Annotated in this window: 21 protein-coding genes and 1 pseudogene; 13 read left to right on the forward strand and 9 right to left on the reverse strand. The window is 40.1% G+C overall.

From position 1 onward, the window contains the following. The first annotated feature begins 205 nt into the window (after positions 1 to 205). Together GGQ60_RS06105 and GGQ60_RS06110 are read left to right on the forward strand one after the other, a co-directional pair. Positions 206 to 1,594 carry an arginine decarboxylase gene (locus tag GGQ60_RS06105; protein ID WP_183760900.1) on the forward strand — a complete coding sequence of 463 codons (1,389 nt, stop codon included), beginning with the start codon at positions 206 to 208 and terminating at the stop codon, positions 1,592 to 1,594. A 163-nt stretch (positions 1,595 to 1,757) separates the two neighbouring features. Further along, complete coding sequence (locus tag GGQ60_RS06110) at positions 1,758 to 2,654, forward strand: DUF72 domain-containing protein (protein WP_183760903.1); 897 nt, start codon at positions 1,758 to 1,760, stop codon at positions 2,652 to 2,654. Positions 2,655 to 2,693: 39 nt separating this feature from the next. Here GGQ60_RS06110 and GGQ60_RS06115 read toward each other — a convergent pair whose 3' ends face one another. Next, positions 2,694 to 3,191, reverse strand: a complete 498-nt coding sequence (locus tag GGQ60_RS06115) for a DUF1579 domain-containing protein (protein ID WP_183760906.1) — start codon at positions 3,189 to 3,191, stop codon at positions 2,694 to 2,696. A gap of 78 nt (positions 3,192 to 3,269) precedes the next feature. Here GGQ60_RS06115 and GGQ60_RS06120 point away from each other — a divergent pair, with 78 nt between their 5' ends. The 6 genes and pseudogenes from GGQ60_RS06120 to GGQ60_RS06145 all read left to right on the forward strand — a co-directional run bounded on the left by GGQ60_RS06120 (position 3,270) and on the right by GGQ60_RS06145 (position 10,294). After that, entirely contained in the window at positions 3,270 to 3,983 is a 714-nt protein-coding gene (locus GGQ60_RS06120; RefSeq protein ID WP_183760909.1) for a 3'-5' exonuclease, read from the forward strand. After that, on the forward strand, positions 3,983 to 4,243 hold the full coding sequence (locus GGQ60_RS06125; protein WP_183760912.1) for an Imm32 family immunity protein: 261 nt from the start codon (positions 3,983 to 3,985) through the stop codon (positions 4,241 to 4,243). Before GGQ60_RS06120 ends, GGQ60_RS06125 begins: the two co-directional genes overlap by 1 nt. Further along, positions 4,243 to 5,949 (forward strand): ABC transporter ATP-binding protein, encoded by a 1,707-nt coding sequence (locus GGQ60_RS06130; protein ID WP_183760915.1) that lies wholly within the window; start codon positions 4,243 to 4,245, stop codon positions 5,947 to 5,949. Before GGQ60_RS06125 ends, GGQ60_RS06130 begins: the two co-directional genes overlap by 1 nt. Before the next feature lie 165 nt (positions 5,950 to 6,114). Beyond that, positions 6,115 to 6,992, forward strand: a pseudogene (locus GGQ60_RS06135) (sialidase family protein). A 149-nt stretch (positions 6,993 to 7,141) separates the two neighbouring features. Then, on the forward strand, positions 7,142 to 9,274 hold the full coding sequence (gene rnr / locus GGQ60_RS06140) for a ribonuclease R (RefSeq protein ID WP_183760918.1): 2,133 nt from the start codon (positions 7,142 to 7,144) through the stop codon (positions 9,272 to 9,274). A 45-nt stretch (positions 9,275 to 9,319) separates the two neighbouring features. Further along, a complete protein-coding gene (locus tag GGQ60_RS06145; RefSeq protein WP_183760921.1) occupies positions 9,320 to 10,294 on the forward strand; it encodes a polyprenyl synthetase family protein in 975 nt (324 codons plus the stop codon). 111 nt (positions 10,295 to 10,405) lie between these two features. Here GGQ60_RS06145 and GGQ60_RS06150 read toward each other — a convergent pair whose 3' ends face one another. From GGQ60_RS06150 to rplU, 3 genes are all read right to left on the reverse strand, one after another. Beyond that, positions 10,406 to 10,867, reverse strand: coding sequence for a DOMON domain-containing protein (locus tag GGQ60_RS06150; RefSeq protein WP_183760924.1), 462 nt, complete (start codon positions 10,865 to 10,867; stop codon positions 10,406 to 10,408). A 216-nt stretch (positions 10,868 to 11,083) separates the two neighbouring features. Beyond that, complete coding sequence (gene rpmA, locus GGQ60_RS06155; protein WP_183760927.1) at positions 11,084 to 11,500, reverse strand: 50S ribosomal protein L27; 417 nt, start codon at positions 11,498 to 11,500, stop codon at positions 11,084 to 11,086. 51 nt (positions 11,501 to 11,551) lie between these two features. Further along, positions 11,552 to 11,863 (reverse strand): 50S ribosomal protein L21, encoded by a 312-nt coding sequence (rplU, locus tag GGQ60_RS06160; RefSeq protein ID WP_039476071.1) that lies wholly within the window; start codon positions 11,861 to 11,863, stop codon positions 11,552 to 11,554. Positions 11,864 to 12,833: 970 nt separating this feature from the next. Here rplU and GGQ60_RS06165 point away from each other — a divergent pair. Continuing rightward, a complete protein-coding gene (locus GGQ60_RS06165; protein ID WP_183760930.1) occupies positions 12,834 to 13,793 on the forward strand; it encodes a GLPGLI family protein in 960 nt (319 codons plus the stop codon). Continuing rightward, entirely contained in the window at positions 13,790 to 16,450 is a 2,661-nt protein-coding gene (locus tag GGQ60_RS06170) for a TonB-dependent receptor (protein WP_183760933.1), read from the forward strand. Before GGQ60_RS06165 ends, GGQ60_RS06170 begins: the two co-directional genes overlap by 4 nt. A 168-nt stretch (positions 16,451 to 16,618) precedes the next feature. Here GGQ60_RS06170 and GGQ60_RS06175 read toward each other — a convergent pair whose 3' ends face one another. The 4 genes from GGQ60_RS06175 to GGQ60_RS06190 all read right to left on the reverse strand — a co-directional run bounded on the left by GGQ60_RS06175 (position 16,619) and on the right by GGQ60_RS06190 (position 20,722). Beyond that, positions 16,619 to 18,118, reverse strand: a complete 1,500-nt coding sequence (locus tag GGQ60_RS06175) for a M56 family metallopeptidase (protein WP_183760936.1) — start codon at positions 18,116 to 18,118, stop codon at positions 16,619 to 16,621. 5 nt (positions 18,119 to 18,123) lie between these two features. Further along, entirely contained in the window at positions 18,124 to 18,486 is a 363-nt protein-coding gene (locus GGQ60_RS06180) for a BlaI/MecI/CopY family transcriptional regulator (protein ID WP_183760939.1), read from the reverse strand. 291 nt (positions 18,487 to 18,777) lie between these two features. Then, the gene (locus GGQ60_RS06185; RefSeq protein ID WP_183760942.1) at positions 18,778 to 19,278 is read right to left on the reverse strand and encodes a hypothetical protein; all 501 of its coding nucleotides are present in this window, start codon (positions 19,276 to 19,278) and stop codon (positions 18,778 to 18,780) included. 67 nt (positions 19,279 to 19,345) lie between these two features. Next, the gene (locus GGQ60_RS06190; protein WP_183760945.1) at positions 19,346 to 20,722 is read right to left on the reverse strand and encodes a dicarboxylate/amino acid:cation symporter; all 1,377 of its coding nucleotides are present in this window, start codon (positions 20,720 to 20,722) and stop codon (positions 19,346 to 19,348) included. 297 nt (positions 20,723 to 21,019) lie between these two features. Between GGQ60_RS06190 and GGQ60_RS06195 the strand changes: the two genes are divergently transcribed. From GGQ60_RS06195 to GGQ60_RS06205, 3 genes are read left to right on the forward strand one after another with little or no spacing between them, the layout of a single operon-like run. Continuing rightward, entirely contained in the window at positions 21,020 to 21,517 is a 498-nt protein-coding gene (locus GGQ60_RS06195) for an RNA polymerase sigma factor (RefSeq protein WP_086546642.1), read from the forward strand. Then, a complete protein-coding gene (locus GGQ60_RS06200; protein ID WP_183760948.1) occupies positions 21,504 to 22,103 on the forward strand; it encodes a hypothetical protein in 600 nt (199 codons plus the stop codon). Before GGQ60_RS06195 ends, GGQ60_RS06200 begins: the two co-directional genes overlap by 14 nt. Positions 22,104 to 22,139: 36 nt before the next feature. After that, a complete protein-coding gene (locus GGQ60_RS06205) occupies positions 22,140 to 22,706 on the forward strand; it encodes a DUF922 domain-containing protein (RefSeq protein WP_183760950.1) in 567 nt (188 codons plus the stop codon). Here GGQ60_RS06205 and GGQ60_RS06210 read toward each other — a convergent pair. Then, positions 22,695 to 23,066 (reverse strand): diacylglycerol kinase family protein, encoded by a 372-nt coding sequence (locus GGQ60_RS06210; RefSeq protein ID WP_183760952.1) that lies wholly within the window; start codon positions 23,064 to 23,066, stop codon positions 22,695 to 22,697. The genes GGQ60_RS06205 and GGQ60_RS06210 overlap by 12 nt on opposite strands. Between the last annotated feature and the right edge of the window lie 33 nt (positions 23,067 to 23,099).

Genomic DNA, 23,099 nt, shown 5'->3' on the forward strand with positions numbered 1-23,099 from the left:
CTTTCCTTGCCTATCAAACAAACCCAATACACTATACACCTGTATTACAAATACTTAACAAATCACCCATCAATATTTTTTTCTTAAAAGCCTTTGTACTCAAATTTTGAAGTTAAGCTAAGCGTTTCCTCACCGTAAAAATATTTTCAATAGCGTTTATTTCTCGATTTAAAATTACATTTTTGCAAAAATTATTTAAAAGTAAATGCAGAGTTACTCAGAATTTCTTGATCTAAGTGTTGGCTTTCCACAGGAAGGCTTCGATGTGATAGATGATGAATTATATTTTCAGGATTTAAACCTGATGGAAATGATCGAAACTTACGGTACTCCCTTACGTTTCACGTATTTACCGATGGTGAGCAAGAAGATTCAGCAAGCGAAGATCCTTTTCCAGACCGCCATTTTAAAAAACAATTACCGTGGCGATTATAAATATTGCTACTGTACAAAAAGCTCGCATTTTAAGCACATTGTAGAAGAAGCATTAAAGAACAACATCCACCTCGAAACTTCTTCGGCTTTCGACATGCCTATGGTAGATGCCCTGGAGAAAAAAGGCGCCTTAACCAAAGATACAACCATCATTTGTAATGGCTTTAAAACCTACCAGTATAAACAGTATATCGTGGATATGCTGCATGATGGTTACAAAAACATCATCCCGGTTCTGGATAACAAGGAAGAGTTTAACCTTTATGATGATGAGGTGGAAATGGACGAGCCTTGTAACCTGGGTATCCGTATTGCTGCAGAAGAACAACCCGACTCGCAGTTTTACACCTCGCGTTTAGGGGTACGTATGGAAGATGTAATCGATTTTTACAATAATAAAATCGTTCACAATCCTAATTTCAGGGTTAAATTACTGCATTTCTTTATTAATTCGGGAATTACCGATTCGCCCTATTACTGGAACGAACTAGAGAAATACGTAACGCTTTACTGCAAGTTCAAGAAAATTAATCCTGACCTGGATACACTGGATATTGGTGGCGGTATGCCATTTAAAGATTCGTTGGTGTTCGATTTCGATTACGAATACATGGTAAACGAAATTGTTAAAAGGATTAAAGAAATCTGCGCCATCCACGAGGTAATGGAGCCTGATATTATTACCGAATTCGGTAAGTATACCGTGGCCGAGGCTTCGGGTATTTTATACAAGGTTTTAGGCCGTAAACAGCAGAACGACCGCGAGCGCTGGTTGATGCTGGATGGTTCTTTCATTACCAACTTACCTGATGTTTGGGCGCTGAACCAAAAATACATCCTGCTGCCTATTAATAACTGGGATGCTGAATATGAACGGGTTAACTTAGGCGGCATTACTTGCGACGGACAGGATTACTACAACCAGGAAGCACACATGAACAGTGTATTTATGCCTAAAACCCGTAAAGTGCAGTACCTCGGTTTCTTCCATACCGGTGCTTACCAGGAGGTATTGAGCGGCTATGGCGGTATACACCACTGTTTGTTGCCTAGCCCTAAACATGTGTTGATTCGCAGAAACCGCGACGAAAGCTTCAACTTTGAAGTTTTTGGCGAAGAACAGAACAGTAAGCAGGTGCTGAAAATTTTGGGTTACTAATTCCGTTCAGTTGGGGTGTACAGGTTGGAAATAGCTAAACATAAACTTTCCACAATAAGCTAAAGCAAGGAACAAGTTTCTTATTTTTACAATATATAAATACCTTAGTTGAATAAGCTAAGGTATTTTTTTGCCTTAAACCTGATCACTAAACCATAAAAAAATGCAATTCGGTAAAGTAGACGACCCTTCGATCATAGATTATACCCTTCCGGCGGATGCCCCGGAAACCGCAACAATTTTAGCGGCCAATAAAACCAAACAGGATTTTAAAGCCTTTGTAGGTTGTGCAAAATGGAATAAAACCGATTTAAAAGGTTTTTACCCAAAAGGAACAAAAGACGAACTAAGCTATTATGCCACCCAGTTTAATTCGATTGAATTGAATGCCACTTTTTACGGCATGCCTACCCGCGAGCAGGTAATCACCTGGACGCAAAAAACCCCGGCAGATTTTAAATTCTTTCCAAAATTAACCAATACCATTAGTCATTTTAAAAGGCTCATTAACGTTAAAGAGCCGGTTGAGCAATACTGCGATGCCATTAGTAATTTTGAAGATAAACTGGGCATGGCTTTTCTCCAGCTTCACGATAATTTCAAACCCAAGGATTTCGAAAGGCTAAAAATCGTTATCAACGAATTTCCAAAGGTAATACCACTGGGCGTTGAAGTGAGGAATACCGAATGGTTTACCAACCCTGCCATTGCAAACGAATTTGCCAGACTTTTCGAAGATAACGGCATTGCCAACATCATTGTTGATACGTCGGGCAGAAGAGACATGCTGCACATGCGTTTAACTACGCCAACGGCTTTTGTACGTTTTGTTGGAGCCAATGATGATGAAATTGATAAAAAACGCTTAGATGACTGGATCGAAAGAATTGTAGCCTGGAAAGCGCAAGGTTTACAGAACCTATACTTTTTTGTACACCAGAATGTAGAACTCTCTTCTCCTCTATTTTCGGCTTATTTTACCGATAAACTGAATAAAGCAGTCGGAACCGAGTTAAAAATACCGGTAATGGCCAACCAGGCTTCGCCAAGTCTGTTTTAATTTATAACCTATCAGGTTTTAAAACCTGATAGGCTTAATTTATTTCCTTCTATAAACCGTTTCTGTAGCTTTTGCCTCTTCCCCATCGGGTGAAATATTATAAGCTGTAAGCACAATTTCATCGGCGCTGTTTATGGCTAAAACGGTACGCCAGCCCCAAAGCTGCTCGCCATATTCCGGACTGCCGTATTCACCAAAAACGGAGAAACCATTTGCGGTAGCCTCGCCGCTCGAATGCATAACCTGCGTACCCATATGAAAACTATCTACCCAGCTTGTTGTAAATCTTTGGTAAGGAATATCGAAACCGATAATCATTTTGCCTTCAAAAGGTTTGCCTTCTAAACTTCCCTGGTAATCGAAAGAGATAAACCGTGCCCCTAAAATGGAAGTGATCTCGCCTTCTGATGGTGATTCGTCTGCCAGGATATCTTTTTCAAACCAGGTTTTGGTAGTGCCACTCCACCGGCCAACCAGCTTTTGTAATTGTTGATGAGCACCTTCTGCTAAAGATTGCTCGAATTTACTTTTCGCCATATCCAAACTTATAAAATATTAGCCAACTGCAGTAATTATAAAAGGAAAACTGTAAATTGATAATTGAAAACTATTTGTATGTTAAAAACGCTAGATTTAAACCAGGTAATGGTGCTCGATATCGAAACCGTTCCACAATACCCATCTTTTCAGGATGTGCCGCCTCATTTCCAGGAACTTTGGGAACAAAAAACACATTACCAAAGAAATTCAGAACAAACGGCCGAAGAGTTTTACGAAAAAGCAGGCATTATGGCCGAATTTGGTAAAATTATCTGCATTAGCCTTGGCATTTTCTATACCGAAGAAAAAACGAACAAACTACGCATCAAATCTTTTGCTGACCACGATGAGCACACAATACTCTCCCAGTTTTCGGCATTGCTTAATAAACAGCCGGCTACCTTAATGTTTTGTGCGCATAATGGAAAAGAGTTCGATTTTCCTTATTTATGCCGACGGTTATTGGTTAATGGGATAGAAATCCCTGTTCAACTGCAACTTTCGGGTAAAAAACCCTGGGAAGTTAACCATATTGATACGATGGAACTCTGGAAATTCGGCGATTACAAACATTATACTTCTTTAAACCTTTTAGCGGCCATTCTGGATATTCCCACTCCAAAAGACGATATTAACGGCTCGCAGGTAAGACAGGTGTATTATGAAGAAAAAAATCTCAATAGAATTGTGACCTATTGCCAGAAAGATGTAATTACTACTGCACAGGTGTTATTAAAATTTAAAGGTATGGATATAATTCCGGAAGAAAATATTACCATTGTAACCTGATGAAAGAATTAAGATTAAATATTCCTCAGTATTCCACCGAACATGGCGCTGTTTCTAACTGGGAAGATGGATTTGTAATTAAAAGCGAGGTAGTAAAAGATCAGATTATTATTTCAGCGAACCACGCGGGCTTAGTCTCTTTAGCAAAACATTTGCTTTTTCTCGCGCAAAACGAAACTCCTATAAATTGTCATTATCATTTAGATGAATACAATAGCTTAGAAACCGGGTCGAAAGAAATTGTAATCTACAGAATTTAATGCTAAACGTTGAGAATTTAACTATCGATTTCTACAACCAGGAAGAAAAATCCTGGTTTAAAGCTGTTAAAAAAATCAGCTTTAACGTAAAAAAAGGCACGGTTTTAGGTATTGTGGGCGAATCGGGCTCAGGGAAATCGGTCACTTCTTTTTCGATCATGCGTTTGCATGACGAACAACTTGCTAAAATTAGCGGCGATATTGATTTTGAAGACATCAGCCTGTTAAACTTAAGTACCAACGAGATCAGGCAGATCAGGGGCAATCAGATCTCGATGATTTTCCAGGAACCTATGACTTCGCTGAACCCTGTTTTTACCTGCGGCGACCAGGTGGCTGAAGCCATTATCCTCCACCAAAAGGTAGATAAGGCTGAAGCTAAAAAACAAACTATTGCCTTATTTAACGAAGTGCAGCTGCCCAGACCTGAAAAAATATTTGACAGTTACCCGCACCAGATCTCAGGCGGACAAAAACAGCGGGTAATGATCGCCATGGCTTTAAGCTGTAACCCTAAGCTCCTCATTGCCGACGAACCCACAACAGCATTGGATGTAACCGTCCAAAAAACCATTTTGCAATTGCTCCTCAAGCTCAAAACAGAGCGTAACATGGCCATGATCTTTATTTCGCACGATTTAGGTGTGGTAAACGAAATTGCCGATGAGGTTGCCGTGATGTACAAAGGTGAAATTGTAGAACAGGGAGCAGCAAAATCGATATTCGAAAATCCGCAACATCCTTATACCAAAGGTTTGCTTGCCTGCAGACCCTCCCCTCATTTACAATTAAAGAAATTACCGGTTGTGGCCGATTTTCTAACCGGAAAAATCGACGATGCCTCAGCACATTTACAGCCCTCAAACCAGTTAACGGCAAGCGAAATTGCTGCACGCAGGGAAAAATTATATGCCAGGCAACCCTTACTCCAGGTCAAAAATCTCTGCACCTGGTACCCCATCAAGAGCGGTCTTTTTGGAAAAACGACCGATTACGTTAAAGCGGTTGACCAGATTAACTTTGAAGTTTTTCCGGGCGAAACCCTCGGTCTTGTAGGCGAATCGGGCTGTGGAAAAACCACCCTGGGCCGTACCATCCTCAGGTTAATCCAGCCCACTTCAGGCACTGTTATATTTAACGGGCAAGACATTACACACCTGGATAAAAACGAACTGCGAAAACTCCGAAAAGATATCCAGATCATTTTTCAGGATCCCTATGCCTCGTTAAATCCCAGACTTAGCATCGGTCAATCCATATTGGAGCCCCTGCAGGTACACCGGCTTTATCAAAACGATGCCAAACGCAAACAGAAGGTATTGGAACTGCTGGATAAAGTTGGTTTAAAAGCTGAACATTTTAACCGGTACCCCCACGAGTTTAGCGGTGGCCAACGGCAGCGGGTGGTAATTGCCCGGGCTTTGGCCCTGCAACCTAAATTTATCATCTGCGACGAATCGGTATCTGCTTTGGATGTTTCCGTACAGGCGCAGGTTTTAAACCTGATCAAAGATCTGCAACGCGAATTCGGACTCACCTATATCTTCATTTCGCATGATCTGGCTGTAATAAAACACATTTCAGACCGTATTTTAGTGATGAACAAAGGGAAAATCGAAGAAGAAGGTTTTCCTGAACAACTATTTTATGCGCCTAAAGCAGCTTATACAAAAAAACTGATCGAGGCTATACCCGGACATTTATAATCGAAAATGATTAAATATTTTTCAACTGCTTTTACCCTGATTTTTCTCGCTTTAAATGTTGATGCACAAAAAGTAGAAATCATTCAGTCGACTCCTGTTTTCGAAAAGGCTCCTTCCGAGGCCTGCCATGCCTCAAACCTGGTTGATCTGGGCAAAGGGAAAATAATGGCCGCCTGGTTTGGTGGTAAACACGAAGGAAGTAAAGACGTAGTCATCTGGTCGTCAATAAAAATCGGCACACATTGGAGTAAGCCTGTCGAAATCGCTGATGGGATAATAAATGATACCAGCAGATTGGCCTGCTGGAATCCTGTTCTTTTTAAAACAAAAAGTGGCACGCTTTTTTACATTACAAGGTGGGTTTAAATCCCCGTAGCTGGTGGGCCGAATATAAAACATCGGTTAACAATGGCCAAACATGGTCGAAAGCACACCAACTGCCTAAAGATTTCTTGGGGCCAATTAAAAATAAACCCATCCAACTGGCAGATGGAAGCATCCTGTATCCTTCGAGTACCGAAAGCCAGGACGAAAAAACATGGCATATCCACATCGAAAAATCTGATGCCAAAGGTAAAAACTGGAGAAAAATCAATATCAACTGCGATACCTTTGGCGTAATTCAGCCATCAATTCTCATTCATCCCAAAGGTAAATTACAGCTGCTTTGCAGGAGCCGGCAAAATGTAATTGTAGAAAGCTGGTCGGCAGATGGCGGCGAAACCTGGTCGAAACTGAAACCCACGCAACTGCCCAACCCCAATTCGGGCAGTGATGCCGTAACCTTAAAAGATGGCCGGCAGCTGCTGGTTTACAATCCGTTAACAGCCGGTAAAAACTGGTGGGAAGGTCGCTCCGTATTAAAACTTGCCATATCAACCAATGGCGAAAACTGGGAAGATATTTACACCCTCGAAAATCATTTAAAAGGCGAGTACAGCTACCCGGCCATTATCCAGGATGAAAGCGGAAACATTCATATCAGTTACACGGCAGAACGTAAAAACATCAACTATGTTGAACTTAAATTAACCGAACAGTAGTAAAGCAGTCCGCCCCAAGCTCCATCTTCTGTTTTACCTCATCCATCTCAACGCTTACCCTCCCTCAAGATCATCTGCATTACATTTTATACCTTAAAACCTGCCACTTCCCTATCTTTTCTGTATCTTCGGTAAATTCAGTTTAGCGTATGGCAAAGAAAAAGTCGGCAAATATAAAATTGGTTCTGAATCAATTGGTTAGTGATATTTTTGAAAAAAATAACAATCAGCTGCTTAATTATAAACAGGTTTCGGCAAAATTGAACCTAAATGATCAGGAATCAAGAGAAACGATTTTAGAAATTTTAAAAGAGGGAAAAAATAACGGAATTTTCTTAGAGCCCCAAAAAGGGAAATTTAAACTTAAAGAACTGCAGAATTTCATTATCGGCACGGTTGATATGACTGCCGATGGTTCTGCTTACATCGTCCCTGAAGATGAGTTCGAAAAAGATATTTTTGTGGCACCACGTAAGCTTAAAAATGCCTTACATGGCGATACGGTTAAGGCTTATGTATTTGCGAAAAAAAGCGGCCGTAAAAACGATGGCGAAGTAGTCGAAATTATTAAAAGGGCAAAGTCTGACTTTACGGGCGTGATTAAAATTTCAGACCGTTTTGCCTTTGTAATTGCCGACGACAAAAAAATGATGCATGATATTTTTGTACCCCTGGCCGATACGCATGGTGCAAAAAGTGGCCAAAGGGTTTTAGTTACCTTATCTGATTGGCCCGAAAGTGCTAAAAATCCTATTGGGATTGTTAAACACGTATTGGGCAACCAAGGGGAGAACAATACCGAAATGAATGCCATCCTGGCGCAATATGGTTTTCCTCTGGCGTTTCCACCACAGGTAGAAAGAGAAGCCGATGCCATTCCGGAAGAAATTCCGGCAGAAGAAATTGCAAAAAGAAAAGACTTTAGAAATATATTAACCTTTACGATAGATCCGGCTGATGCGAAAGATTTCGATGACGCCATTTCTTACCAGAAACTCCCTAACGGGAACCACGAAATCGGTGTACACATTGCCGATGTTTCGCATTATGTCATCCAGGGGACAGAATTAGACAAAGAAGCGTACAGCCGTGCCACTTCCGTTTACCTGGTAGACCGTGTAATACCGATGCTGCCCGAACGTTTAAGTAACGGTGTTTGTTCGTTACGTCCAAATGAAGATAAATTGTGTTTCTCGGCAGTTTTCGAGCTTGATGAGCAAGCCAATATCCAAAGCGAATGGTATGGCCGTACGGTAATCCATTCAGACAGGAGGTTCAGTTATGAGGAAGCACAGGAAGTAATCGAAAACAAGGCCGGAGATTATGCCAAAGAAATCCTGAAGCTGAACGAACTGGCCTACATCCTTCGCGACCGTAAGTTTAAAAATGGAGCCATTAGTTTCGAAAGCACCGAAGTAAAGTTTAAGCTCGACGAATCGGGCAAACCAATTGGCGTATATGTTAAAGAGCGCAAAGATGCCCATAAACTGATTGAAGATTATATGTTGCTGGCCAACCGGAAAGTGGCTGAGTTTGTAGCGAAAAAAGCAAAAGGTAAAAACAAACTTACTTTTGTTTACCGCGTGCACGATTCGCCAAATATGGAAACCCTGAATACTTTCGCCACATTTGCTTCCCGTTTCGGTTATAAGATCAGTACCAAATCGGATAAAGAGATTGCGAAATCGTTAAACAACTTAATGAACGATGTAGAAGGAAAGAAAGAACAGAATATTTTAACTTCACTCGCCATCAGATCAATGGCAAAGGCTATTTATTCGACCAAGAAAACCAGTCATTATGGTCTGGCTTTTGAATATTATACCCATTTTACTTCCCCTATTCGCCGATACCCCGATGTAATGGCGCACAGGCTCTTACAAACTTACCTGGATGGAGGAAAATCGGCAGATATGGAAGCTTATGAAGTTGCCTGCGTACATTCTTCGGCAATGGAGAAAAGAGCTGCCGATGCCGAACGTGCATCGATTAAATACAAACAGGCCGAATACCTTGAAAACAACATTGGAACTGAATATAAAGGCATTATTTCGGGGGTTACCGAATGGGGCATGTACGTAGAAATTGAAGAAAACAAATGTGAAGGTATGATCCGTTTACGTGATATATCTGATGATTTCTATGTTCTTGATGAAAAAAACTACTGCATCATCGGTCAGCGTAAAAAACGAAAATACCAGTTGGGCGACGAAGTGATGATCAGGGTTAAGAAAGTGGATCTTTCTAAACGTCAAATCGATTTTACCTTAATTCCTGATTAAAAATTAAGACATTTGTGCCCGAAAACACAATGTTCAAAGCAAAAAATGCATACTACAGAACAATTACAGCAAATTTTAGATACTGCAATACAAAATTTAAAGTTTCCGGATCATCCTAAACAGCTTTACGATCCGATCACTTATATTATTAACCTTGGCGGAAAGCGTGTAAGGCCCTTACTGGTTTTAATGGCTACCGAATTATTTGGTGAAGATGCAACCCAATCGGTTCATGCCGCCATGGCCATTGAGATTTTCCATAATTTTACGCTTGTTCATGATGATATTATGGATAATGCCCCGCTCCGCAGAGGACAGGCTACGGTACACGAAAAATGGAGCACCAATGTTGCCATATTAAGCGGCGATGTGATGATGGTGGAAGCCAATAAAAACCTTGCTAAAGTAAATCCCATCTTCCTGAAAGACGTTTTAGATACTTTCAATGCAACTGCTCAGGGTGTTTGCGAAGGCCAGCAGCTGGATATGGAATTTGAAGGCCGCAATGATGTAAGTATTGATGAGTACATCAACATGATCAGGCTGAAAACGGCGGTGTTATTGGGAGGAGCGCTAAAACTGGGGGCTATTATTGCCGGTGCTTCAGAAAAAGATGCAGATCTCATTTACCAGTTTGGAGAAAACATCGGGATTGCTTTTCAGTTACAGGACGATATTCTGGATGTATATGCCGATCCTGAAAAATTCGGAAAACAGGTTGGTGGCGACATCATTGCCAACAAGAAAACTTTCCTCCTGTTAAAAGCTTTCGAATTGGCGGATGGCGAAACCCGTGCTTCATTAGATAGCTGGACCTCTTATAAAGAATTTAACGCACAGGAAAAGGTAGATACCGTTCGCCAGGTTTACGATACGTTAGATATTCAGCAAATTGCCAAAGAACACATGAACCATTACCGCGATAAAGCTTTGGCCTTATTTGCGCAGATAAATGTGAGCGATGAAAGAAAAGCAAACCTGTTAACGCTTACTAACCAGTTAATGGCCAGAGAGTATTAAAAAAGGAAGCTAATCGCAGACCCATCATTTCGAGCAGGATGGAGAAATCTAATTCTATAGAGCTCTCCATTCCGCTAGGATCCAGTTGAGATGAGGATTTGCGCTTAAGCTCTATCCCTTAACCAGCTTATACTTAATCCAAAAATCAGCTGGTTGAGTGGTAAATTCCCCGCCCTCCCGGGGTCTTTGACCACGGCCTCCACCCATAACACCACGGCCACCGCCCATTCCGCCCATACCCCTTCCACTACCCGAAAAACCGCCTGTTCTGCCCCCACCTTCTGGCTTACCTGCTGTATTAATATTTAAGGTAATGCCTCCACTTAGTATGCGAAAAGTAGTTTGCGGGTCGAGAGATTCGATAATAAAGTAAAGGTTTTGATCATCATTAGCAAGGGCAAAAGCCAGCCGTGTAGCATCATTATACTGATTAAGCGGCTCGTTCCATTCGTTCGATATGCCATCGGCCTTAAACGGCTTTACCATGCGGATATTTTCTTCTACCTCTTGTGCATATAATAAGTGGCCGGAAATAAGTAATGCGATTAATAAGGATATTTTCTTCAGACTCATGGGATTTGTTTTAAAATCAATACCCAAATCTAAAGGCCTGAAATGTTAATTTTTGTTATTTAACAGGGTTTAACAAATAAGTCGGGAGTCGACAGTCAGTTAAATGATGGTACAAGCTAATAACCAGTGAATCAATAACTAATGAACTAATCACCCATATAACAAAAAAAGGTCCTGATTTTCACCAGAACCTTTTTTTGTTATACTTCTTACCGGTTATTCTGCAGCTGCAGCTTCTTCAGTAGTTTCGTCTTTTTTAGCTGCTTTTTTCGCAGGTGCTTTTTTAGCTGGAGCTGCTTCTTCTGCTACAACTTCTTTCTTTGCAGCCGCTTTTTTAGCAACTGGTGCCTTAGCTACCGGTGCTTCGATTTCAGTGTTAGTGATCGGAAGGATGGAAACGTAAGATTTGTTGTCTTGTTTCTTTTTGAAAACAACCGTACCATCAACTAAAGCGAATAAAGTATGGTCTTTACCAATACCCACGCCTTTATCAGGATGGTGTTTTGTACCACGTTGACGTACTAAAATGTTTCCTGCAATAGCTAACTGACCACCGAAAACTTTAATACCTAAACGCTTACTATGCGATTCACGTCCGTTTTTCGAACTACCGGCTCCTTTTTTGTGTGCCATGATTTTATATTTTGTAACCCGCTAAATGCGGATTATTGGGTTAACAATTAATTATAAAGTGATGTCTGAGATTTGGATCTTCGTGAAAAACTGGCGGTGACCATTTTTCTTTTTATAACCTTTTCTACGTTTTTTGTGGAAAACGATTACTTTATCACCTTTTAAATGAGATACGATCTTAGCTGAAACTTTAGCACCTTTAACTGCAGGAGCACCTACAGTAATTGCACCACCGTTGTCAACCAACAATACATTATCAAATTCAATACTAGCGCCTTCATCTCCTTGTAATCTGTGTACAAAAAGGTGCTGGTCTTTAGCAACTTTAAATTGCTGCCCTGCTATATTTACTATTGCGTACATTGTTTAAATATTAGTTTTTTTAATTTTTATTTAACGAGGTGCAAATATAGAACAAATTCAATTAACACACAAATACATATCGAAAATATTTTTCATTAAAATGGTACACAATCAGCATTTGGAGGATTTTAGGATTTCAAAGATCGATTTTAAATTTATACTTTTCGAAAACCACCGTCTGATAATTCCTCAACAGCCTGCCACGAAAACACTAATATAATTGGAGTTTTAACCACAGATGTGCCAGATAACACAGATTTTATATCTGTGCGCATCCTTATGCCTACGCACCGAGAGCTCAACTTAACGACATTGAGTGACGCTCCAACCAGGGCCAGGTGGCCAGCAGTATTTCATTTCTGAGGTTGCGGGGAGTATAAACCCTTGTTCTTAAACCCGATTGGAATGTAAAGCCCACAGCGCAGCGAGGACTTGAAATGAAAAGCGGGACTACACACCGCCAGAAACCACTGCCCGCTCCTTTCCTAACAAGAATTAAGTATCATAAGCGCATGACATTAGGTTTCGGTCGGTGAGGCACAACCACCAGAAAAAATCTTGAACAGCATGCCTCGAAAACACGAACATTATTTGGAGCGCAATGCCTGTACAAAACACTCCGTTTCTTCCCGTTTTCTGCTTTTACGCTTTCCCGAAAGTTCGGGATTCCTCGTTGCTGCAGGGTAACGCTTCAACAGGGGCTAGGTGGCCACAGCAGTATTTCATTTAAGAGGTTGCAGAGAGTACAAACCCTTGTTCCTAAACCTGATTGCAATGTAAAGCCCGGAGCGCAGTGAGGACTTGAAATGAAAAGCAGGATTGCACACCGCCAAGAACTACCACCCGCTCCTTTCCTAATAATAACAGTGTTAGTTCTCCTATCTCCTTTTCGTTAAAAAATGTTAAATCAATTTCTTATCTACGAGATATTCGTAGATTTACGAAAAATAAATAGACACTAAAACAAATTATGATGAAACGAATATTACCTTTCTGCTTAGCCACAGCGCTAACCCTAACCGCTAAAGCTCAAAACCCGGATAAAGCCCTGGCAAGGGTACGTTACACTTTTACCCATATACAGGATACGACGCAACGCGATAAGCCAAAGACTGAAAACATGCTCCTGGTTACCGGCAAAAATGCATCTGTTTATACCAGCTACGATAAAATGAACCAAGCGCTAAACATGCAAAAGCAGATACAGGAACAGATCAAAAACCAAAGCGGCAATGGCAACGTGAAAATAGAAGTGAAAAGCGAAATGAAAACCCAGCCTACCCAGGAAGATTATTTCTTTTTTGCCAACGAGCACAAAATGATTACCAAAGAACGCCTGTTTAACAATTACCTGGTTGAAGAACCTGCCGCTACTATAGACTGGAAAATACTAAAAGATACGATGAGTTTTTCGGGGGTAGCTTGCCAGAAGGCAACAACACGTTTTAAAGGCCGCAACTGGATCGCCTGGTTTGCTACCGAGATTCCTTTTCAAAGCGGTCCGTGGAAATTAAACGGTCTCCCCGGCTTAATTATAGAAGCTTATGACGACAAAAAAGAAGTGAAATTTGAATTTGCCGGGCTCGAAAATGTGAAGGAAGCAGATGCTACTACCAATGCCGACGGTGATGTTAAAATCGCAGCCCCAAATGGCGGCGTGGGTTCAGTAAAAATTATGGGCATAGATGTAAACACAAGCTACCTGGGTCCTGAAATTAAATTACCTACTGATGCAATAAAAACCACCCGGAAAGAACTGGATAAACTTAAAGCTGCCCGCGATAAAGACCCACAAGGCTTTATGCAGGCACAAATGGCAGCAAATGGCATGCAAGGCTCGTTCAGAATGAATCAGGCACCACGTCCTAAAGGCACAACTACAGTTAAGGCCGAAGTAAATAACCCGATTGAAATTGAAAACAAAAAATGAAAAAGCTCACTTTAACCTGCTGGCTGCTGCTGGCAGCTTTTTCTGTTTTTGCCCAGAAGCCACTTAAGGGTCTCGTAAAAGATGTTAGCGGTAAAGGAGTCGAATCGGTTAATGTAACTTTAAAGGATGCCGAAGGCAACATCATTAATTTTACCCGTACAAACAAAACCGGCGCTTTTAGTATGGAGCTCAAAAATGACCAGATTGCAGGTTACAAAATTGAAGCTTCGAGTATTGGCTATAAAAAACTGGTTACCACGGTAACTGATGCAGCTAAAAGCTACGACCTGACCTTACACCCCAGCGAAACCACATTGGAAACAGTTACCGTTAAAAACCGGCCATCGTTAACGGCCCGCGGCGATACCTTAAATTACAGGCCATCTGATTTTGCAGATAAACAAGACAGGAGCATTGGCGATGTGCTTAAGAAAATGCCGGGTATCGAAGTAGCCGAAGATGGAAAAATCAGTTATAATGGAAAATCCATTTCTAACCTGTATGTGGATGGCGACAACCTTTTGGATGACAAGTACAATATTGGCACCAAAAGCATCCCGCAGAGCGCTGTTGATAAGGTGCAGGTTATCCAGAATGATCAGCCGATTAAAATGATGCGCAAAAACAACATGAGCGATGATGTAGCCCTGAACCTGGTACTTAAAGACGAAGCTAAACTTAAAGTAATGGGCGATGCCACCGTTGGTGCAGGTATGCCAGCACGTTTTGATGAAAACTTAACGGCCATGCTGTTCAATAAAAAGCTCAAATTCATCAACAACCTTAAGGGCAATAACATAGGTAATGACCCGGGTATTGACCTCACCTCGCATAACTTATCTGATTACTTAAAAAAACTGGATAATGACAGGCCGAATGCCCTGCTTTCTACAGGCGCCGCGGGCGTGCCCTCTTTACCACAAAGCAGGTATCTTTTCAACAAAGCAGGGTTACTTAACCTGAATAACCTGTACAAGTTTAATCAGGATTTACAGTTAAGGGCAAATCTTTCTTACCTCTACGATCATCGCAATCAACAGTACAATAAATTTTCGCAGACCTATCTTTCAGGACAGACCATCAGTTATTCGGAATCGCAGAACAACACCATTAATCCTCAGAAATTAAGAGCGCAATTTAACCTTAACGGGAATGCCGACAAATATTACCTGAACAATAATTTCGTACTCGATTATACCCCTTTTAAAACATCTTCGGGTTTTGTGATTAACAACATCCCGGCAAACCAGGTATTGCGACAGGAAACGCTCGATATCTCGAATGAGTTTAATTATCGTAAAAAGTTAAAGTCAGAAGATGTCATTAACCTCTACTCCTATTTAAACCACACTACACAACCCGAAAACTTAAATATAACGCCGGGGCTTAATGCCGATATCCTAAACAATGGAAACAGTTACCTTGGTTTAAGCCAGTATATCCGAATACCAACCTGGTACACCAATAACTATGCTTCCTTTGCTTTTGTAAACAACCGTTTCGTTCAAACTTATAAGGCAGGTTTTAATGTGCAGCAACAAAAGCTCAATTCGGAACTTTATCGCACGCAGAACAACGGGCTAACCGAAGCCGTTTCAGGCCATACCGTAAATGACCTCGACTGGCTAAAAACCAAGCTATATACCGATGCCACATACGAATTTACCAACGATAAATTAAAAGCCGGATTAAGTTTGCCTTTGAGTTATAACCTGATTAAATACAGCGATGACATCAACCAGTTGGATAAAAGGCTCGATAAATTATTCTTAAACCCTTCTCTGAATATAAAATACCAAACCAGTGTAGAAAATTATGTGACCGCAAATTATAGCTTCAGAAACGATTTAGGCGGAATAGATGACGTTTACCGTGGCACGGTGTTAAAAAACTACCGATCGCTTTTTGCCAATGATGCTCCCATTTCTGAGTCGAAAGCCCATAACATTGCTGCAGGGTTTAACTATAGAAAAGCGATGCAGATGTTGTTTGTAAACTTGATGGCGAGCTACAATGATGTAGAACTGAATACCATTTCTTCTTACAGTTTAAGTAACAATATCCAGCAAAGGGTGGTATTGCCCCTCAGCAACCACATCCGTACGTTATCTTTTAACACAAACGCCAGTAAGTATCTTTTTGCCCTGAAAAGTACCATTAGTGGGGGTATTACTTATTCGCAGAGCCGATACGATCAGTTACAGAACAATGAATTGTTTGCGTTTACTGCCCAAACCATCTCATACAAACTGGGAATAGAAGCAAAACTCACCAACTTTATCAATTGGTCTTACCTGGCAAATTTTTCGGTAACCGACAACAAAGCTAAAGTGGCCAATGCAATCAAAACAAATTTTCAGCAGCTCAGGCAACAGTCTACCCTGGCCATTGCCACAGTTAAAAATGTATACTTAAACTTATCTGCCGAACATTTATTTACGCATCAATCTACCCAGCCCAATTTAAAATATCTTTTTGCTGATATGAATATTAAATACAAATACCTGAAAATGAAAACAGATTTCGAATTTGGCATAACCAATTTAGCAAATATCAAAAGCTTTGATGCTGTTTACCTTTCCGCAAACTCACTTACTACAGGAACGTATTACATTCCCGGAAGAGTGGCTATGTTAAAAGCAACTTTTAGTTTTTAAATACCGAAGTCGTGATCCCGGTTGGAGCGCAGTGGAATGTCTGCCCTTTGCAGGAGGAAAGAGGTCTATAACAGATTTAGCTTCGCCGAGCAATACGTGGTTCCTGACTACACTGCGCTGCTCAAAATGAGGGCAACTTATGAGATATTAATCCTTTAAATGCCCGATTTAAGGCTTTGTTGTAATCTGAATAGTCTGATCATTCCGATCAAATTTTATGTCAAAAATTTTATTAGGATTAAGTTTATCAAGCTCTTCTTTCGTAATCTTCTTTCCGTTAAGAAAATAAGAAGTGTTTTCGGCAACTTTTGTCCTATCACCAACAGGTTGCTGATTTCCTTCTTTCGCATCAGAAATTGTGGCGGTCGATTTCACAATATACATATAGCTAATCCCCTTTTTCTTAGGCATCGGCAATTCCGGTAAGTCGTTGCCACTTTTTGCCAGAACATTTACATCAATATTTTGATCTTCTGCTTTTGTGGTATCCGTAAAGCTAAAATGCTGTACGAAGGTTTTACCTTTAAAATTACCGTCCGTTTTAAATCCCATAATCTTTACTTTCCTGCCCTGTCCACTTAACATTTCCTCCATTGATTTCCTGGAAGAATCCACCCCGCTCGCAATGCTTTTGAAAATAAAAGTCATTTTTGTACCGGTATCCGGTGCTTTTAGTGTATCGATCGATGTTCTCTTTTTTACCCTGGGTTTAAGAACAGTTTTTGGTTTTATCGCTGCTTTGTCGGATACTTTTTGAGGCAAAACATCATTTACCATTGTGGCTAAAGGCGCCAAATGTATTTTTATCTCTTTTTTATCGATGGTAAATGCCAGGGTAACGCAAAGCAATACCGGAAGGACAAATAAATACCGTGTTAAATTCACTTTGGATGAGCGCTTGGCATTCATCATTTTAATGCGTTTCTTAAGATCAGACAAATTGAAATTATTGACAATAGCTACTGATGGCTGTAAGGTACCCACATCCAACAGACTGTATTGATAAGCCTTTTTATCAATCCCCTTTTTTAAAATTTTGGCATCGGTAATAAATTCAATATTTTCTCTTACCGCTTTTTTCATCAACCAGACCCCAGGGTTAAACCAATAAAAAACGATGCAAAATTCTGCCAGGATAATATCGATTGTATGCCACTCTTCTACATGTACTTTTTCGTGTTCAAGGATATTATTCAAATCCTGCTTTTTATGCAGGGTAGGATTAATATAAATGGTTTGCCAAAAACTAAAGGGGCTTACCTGGTCGTTCAATATCCTCACCTCATAGTCGGCCAGACGATCGGGCGAAGAATTTTTATGCACCCTGTAAAGGGAAATAAATTGCACCAATAACCTTAAAGCCATTACCAGCACACCGATATAAAAAAGTATGGTTAATATTTGCCAGAATACCGAAACAGCATTTTGTTGCACCAATTGGCTCACCTGCTGATTGAACCGGGGTACAAATGCCGGAACCGCTTTCCGGTCTGCAAAAAAATCAGTAAGGTTAATAAACGGGTAAGCTGACGAAAACAGTATCCCAAACAGCAGAAACATCCTGTTGATAGAATAAAATGTTAGCCTGCGCAACACCAGGTAGTAGGTTGCTGAAAATAAGATCAGTACAAGATTAATCTTTAAAAGAATGATAAAGATAGCTGGCATGGCATTTACTTTTCAGGGTTCTCGATCAGGTTGATTATCTCTTTTAATTCTTCGGCACTTATCTTTTTATCTTTGGCAAAAAATGCCACCAGTTCTTTGTAAGAACTTTTGAAATAATTATTTACGAAGCCATTCATAAAACGTTTTTTATAATCGGCTTCCTTAATCTTTGCACTGTAGCGATTGGCATTGGCAAACCTTTCACTTACTAAATATCCTTTGCGTTCGAGGTTTTTTATGGTAGAAGCAAGTGTGGTATAGGGTGGCTTAGGCTCAGGCAGTGCATCCATAAAATCTTTGATAAAGCCCTTACCCAGCTGCCAAACGGCCAGCATAGCCTCTTCTTCCTGTAATGTTAATTTTTCCATTATTACGAATATATCGTAAATATACGAAAACATCCTAATAAAAAAATCGATTAACCGGTTAATTGTTTCAACCGGTTAATCGATGCTAATCTCCCAATTAAACCTCCTTTGATCCGGCTGCTATTGGCGGCCTTTACCAATGACGATTTTTCGGGAAGATCCAGAACGTAAGGCGCTCTTATTAATATATTATAGTGATCTTTATCTCTCACGGGGCGACATATCAAGGGGAAATTGATTGATCGTTTAAATGGGTTAATTGACTCCAGACACCCAGCTCCAAACCCTCAACTATTTTCCGCTTCTTCTTTCCGCCTGATTCAAAGTATCTTCAATCACCTTTCTCATTTGTACAGCAGCATCCAGCAGCTTAGGGTTACCATCAAAATCGCCGTAAATAACTACATGTTTGGATTTTTCTTTGTATTTAAACAGCAGATCGTAACGGGGAACAGCCATTGATTTCGGACTTTTTTTCCCAATAGTATCCGGAAAATTCCAGAGTCCGATTTCATTTGCTTTAGCATGCATATAAAGAATATCATCGCTCTTTAAAAAAATCTTTTTGCGGATCGTCGAATCCGACTTGGTTACGTACTGGTACTCGCCCGTAGCCGAATTGTAGCTGTTTTCTAAAGTATCTTTTATACCCCATTTGTATTCCATTGATACAAAATCAGCCTTTCTGAACGGCGCATTCTGAATAATCGGTTTGTAATAGATGTAGCAATAAATAATCATCGGAACGATGATGGTAATGGCTAAGAATATCTTTTTTCCTCTACTTGACACTTTTATATTGAATTATTGAATAAATATTGAACTATTAGATGAACGCATCGAATGATAGACTACCGACTTAAGCCTCCTTAAGCTCCCCTTCCCATTTACTTACAACAGCGGTAGCAATACTGTTTCCAACCACATTGGTTGCAGAACGGCCCATATCCAATAAAGGATCTATACCGATCAGCAAGGCTAAACCTGCCTCAGGGATATTAAAACTGGCTATTGTTCCGGCAATTACGACCAAAGATGCCCTCGGCACACCGGCAATCCCTTTACTGGTAAGCATAAGGATTAAAAGCATGGAAATCTGTTGTTCAAAGCCCAAATGGATACCATAAGCCTGGGCGATAAACAGGGAAGCAAAAGTCATATACATCATCGAACCATCCAGGTTAAATGAATAACCCAAAGGCAAAACGAAACTTACAATTTTATCTTTACAGCCAAAACGCTCCAATAACATCATGGTTTTTGGATAAGCGGCTTCACTGCTTGCGGTACTGAAAGCCAGGATAGCTGGTTCTTTCATATCGTTTACCAGGCGGAAAATGCGTTTTTTCAGTATTAAAAACCCTAAAAAGATCAACAGACACCATAAAATACCCAACCCGAAGTAAAACTCCCCAATAAATATCGCATAAGTATTCAAAACGTTAAGGCCTTGCTTGGCTATAATGGCTGTCATGGCCCCAAAAACGGCTAATGGGGCAAAATTCATTACATAACCAGTCATTTTTAAGATGACATGGGCAATCGCATCAAAAGCTTTTATTACTACCTGTCCTAAATCGCCAATTGCAGCCGTTGCCACACCAAAAAACAACGAAAATACCACGATCTGTAAAATTTCATTATTTGCCATTGATTCGGCAATACTTTTCGGAAAAACATGTGCAATAAAATCTTTAACACTCATGGCGGCTTTCTGTATGCCTGTATTCACCAAATGATCAGGTAAGGATAATTTCATGTGTCTTCCCGGCTCGAAAAGATTTACCAGGATCATTCCCAGTACCAGCGACATTAATGACATGGCCAGGAACCAACCCAATGTTTTACCCCCTATACGTCCTACGGCTTTGATATCGCCAACTTTGGCTACCCCTACCACCAGGGTGGTAAATACCAGCGGGGCAACAATCATTTTAATCAGGCGTAGAAAAATATCACTCAGGAGCGTAAAATATTCCAGTTTCTTCTCCCTGATGTCTTCATTCTCCTTTTTGATTTTGGAATTGGCCTTTTTTTCAGCCTTTAACTGTGTGTAAGCAATGCTTGTGGTATCGGTTGATTTGGCAATACTTACCTCTATACTTTTAATCTTTGCATCGGCGTTGAGTATGTTTTGGTTATAAAAACCGATGGAATTTACATTTAAAATATAGCCAAGTGCTATACCCGCAATCAGCGCAATGAAAATAAAAAGCGTGAGTTTGTTTTTCTTCATGAATATAAAAAGTTTGTAGTACTCTTAATTTGGTAAAACTACAACATTTACTTCGTGTAACAAATTTTGATAACGAGCGACCTTAAAAAAGTTATTTCATTGTAGCTGAGTGAAACCATTCGGCGAAGCAAAAATAAATTCAACTCTCCATGCAATAGCTGCACACAAGTGCGAAAACTGGTTGGAAGTTGTGGTTAAAAATTTTTGACTCAACGGCATCAAAAAATATATTATTTTTGGCTCCGGATGTAACAAAAAGTGTACATCCTCATCTAAAACGCAACTATCATTCCCTAAATGGAACAAAAAGACAAGTTATTTAAAGAGATCTTCGATTCAAATTCCAAAAAGATATTCCATTTATGTTATGGTTATACTGGCGATACCGACGCTGCAAATGATCTTTTACAGGAAACATTTTTAAAGGTTTGGCAAAACCTGGACAAATTCAGGAACAAATCTTTAATTTCTACATGGATTTACAGGATTGCAGTAAATACCTGTTTAACCTATTTGCGGTCGGAAAAAAGGCAGGCAAAAGACGAATTAACAGATAATATTATTGAGAATAAAGTAGAGGAATTTTCGGAAAAGAATGAACAGGTGGCCCTGCTTTATAAATGCATATCAAAGCTTGAAGAAAACGACCGTTTGATTATTACCATGGTACTTGATGAGTTACCATACCACGAAATTGCAGACATATCAGGAATAAGTGAAGGCAATTTGAGGGTAAAAATTCACCGAATTAAACAAAAATTAACAGAATTATATAGCCAGTATGCAAGCGTTTGATCAAATACAGGAGTTGTGGCAAAAGCACGAGGTAGAAGTTAAGGTTTCTGCCGATGAAATGCTGCAGCAAGCGAAGAAAGAAGTAAATGGATTAAAGCTAAAATCGGCTTTAAACATTTTGGGTATGTTGGCCTCTTTTATAGCCATCGCCGCCTTATGGATATTTTTTCACTTCGAATCGTGGACTACCCATGTGGGCATCAGCATTACCATTATTGCTATTGGTGTATACACCTTAATTCTGTACCGCGATTACAGGTTGATTTCGAAAACTGATTTTACCGCACATCCGCACGAGTACCTCAACAATTTAAAAACCTATCAGTTAAACCGTTATAAACTATACAACTCCCTGTATTGGTTCTATGTAATTGCGCTTTCTTTAGGTATTATTTTCTATTTTGTAGAAATTCTCGCGCACTTTAATACAGTGCAGAAAGTTTTGGCTGTAGGCTTAACGGCATTATGGATGTTGTTCTGCTCCACTATTTTAAGAAAAGCGGTAATAAGCAGGGAAAAAGAACGTATTTCTTTATTGATCGAGAAATTTGAGCGCATTAGCGCACAGATTTCTACACCGGAATAATTTTAGGCACGGTTTTTTCGTTGTAAAAACCGACACATGAAGAAACTGATTATACCTTTACTATTTTTGCTGGCTTTGCCCTGCACTTTTGCTTTTAAACAAGACCTCAGTCAACCGGTCCAACTGGATTGGGAAACCCACTTTAAAGGTAAAGCAGATATGCGATCGCCATTTTTAGCTTTAACTGCCATGACATGGAAATACAGTTATGAAAGTACCGTTTACCGCAACCGGGTAGTGATCAGGCTTAAAAACGATGTGAGTATCGATAAAAACAGATCGTGGGTAAAATGGGATAAAATTAAAGATCCTCAAATTCGGGCAAGCCTTTTACACCACGAACAGGGACATGCCAATATTCAGTATATCTTGCTTTTAGAAGCCGAAAGGGTATTGAAAAACCGGAATTATTCGGTTAACAATTACAAGGCGCAAATTTCGGATCTGGCCAACCAGATCAGCAGCTTTTTTGATACCATGCAGCGCAATTATGACGATGAAACCGAACATGGCAGCAACCATAAAATGCAGGCCAGGTGGGATGAAATTATCCAGGATAGAATAAACGAATCGAGAGCAGCACTGGCCGAACTACAGAAATAATTTGGGGATAAATACAATGGCACCAACCGCTGCCGCTAAAATTGCAGCAACCAATACTGCAGCTGCAGCAAGGTCTTTTACTACCTTAATTTTTGGATGATAATCCGGTGAAACCACATCGGCCAGTTTCTCAATAGAAGAATTGATAATTTCGGCTACAAAAACCATTGAAATAACGGATAAAACTGCAATCCATTCTATACGCGATATTTTAAGATAGAAGGATAAAGCGATGGCTGCTAAAGCGGCAAACAAATGAACTCTCCCATTATGATCGTTAATGAAAAAGAGTTTTAAGCCATTAAATGCGTATTTAAAGCTCCTGATACGATCGATAATTGAAAATTGCTGGTTGTTCATCGTTTTTAAAATTCGTCATCCTGAATTTATCCC

Source organism: Pedobacter zeae, assembly GCF_014196715.1.
GTDB classification, from domain to species: domain Bacteria; phylum Bacteroidota; class Bacteroidia; order Sphingobacteriales; family Sphingobacteriaceae; genus Pedobacter; species Pedobacter zeae.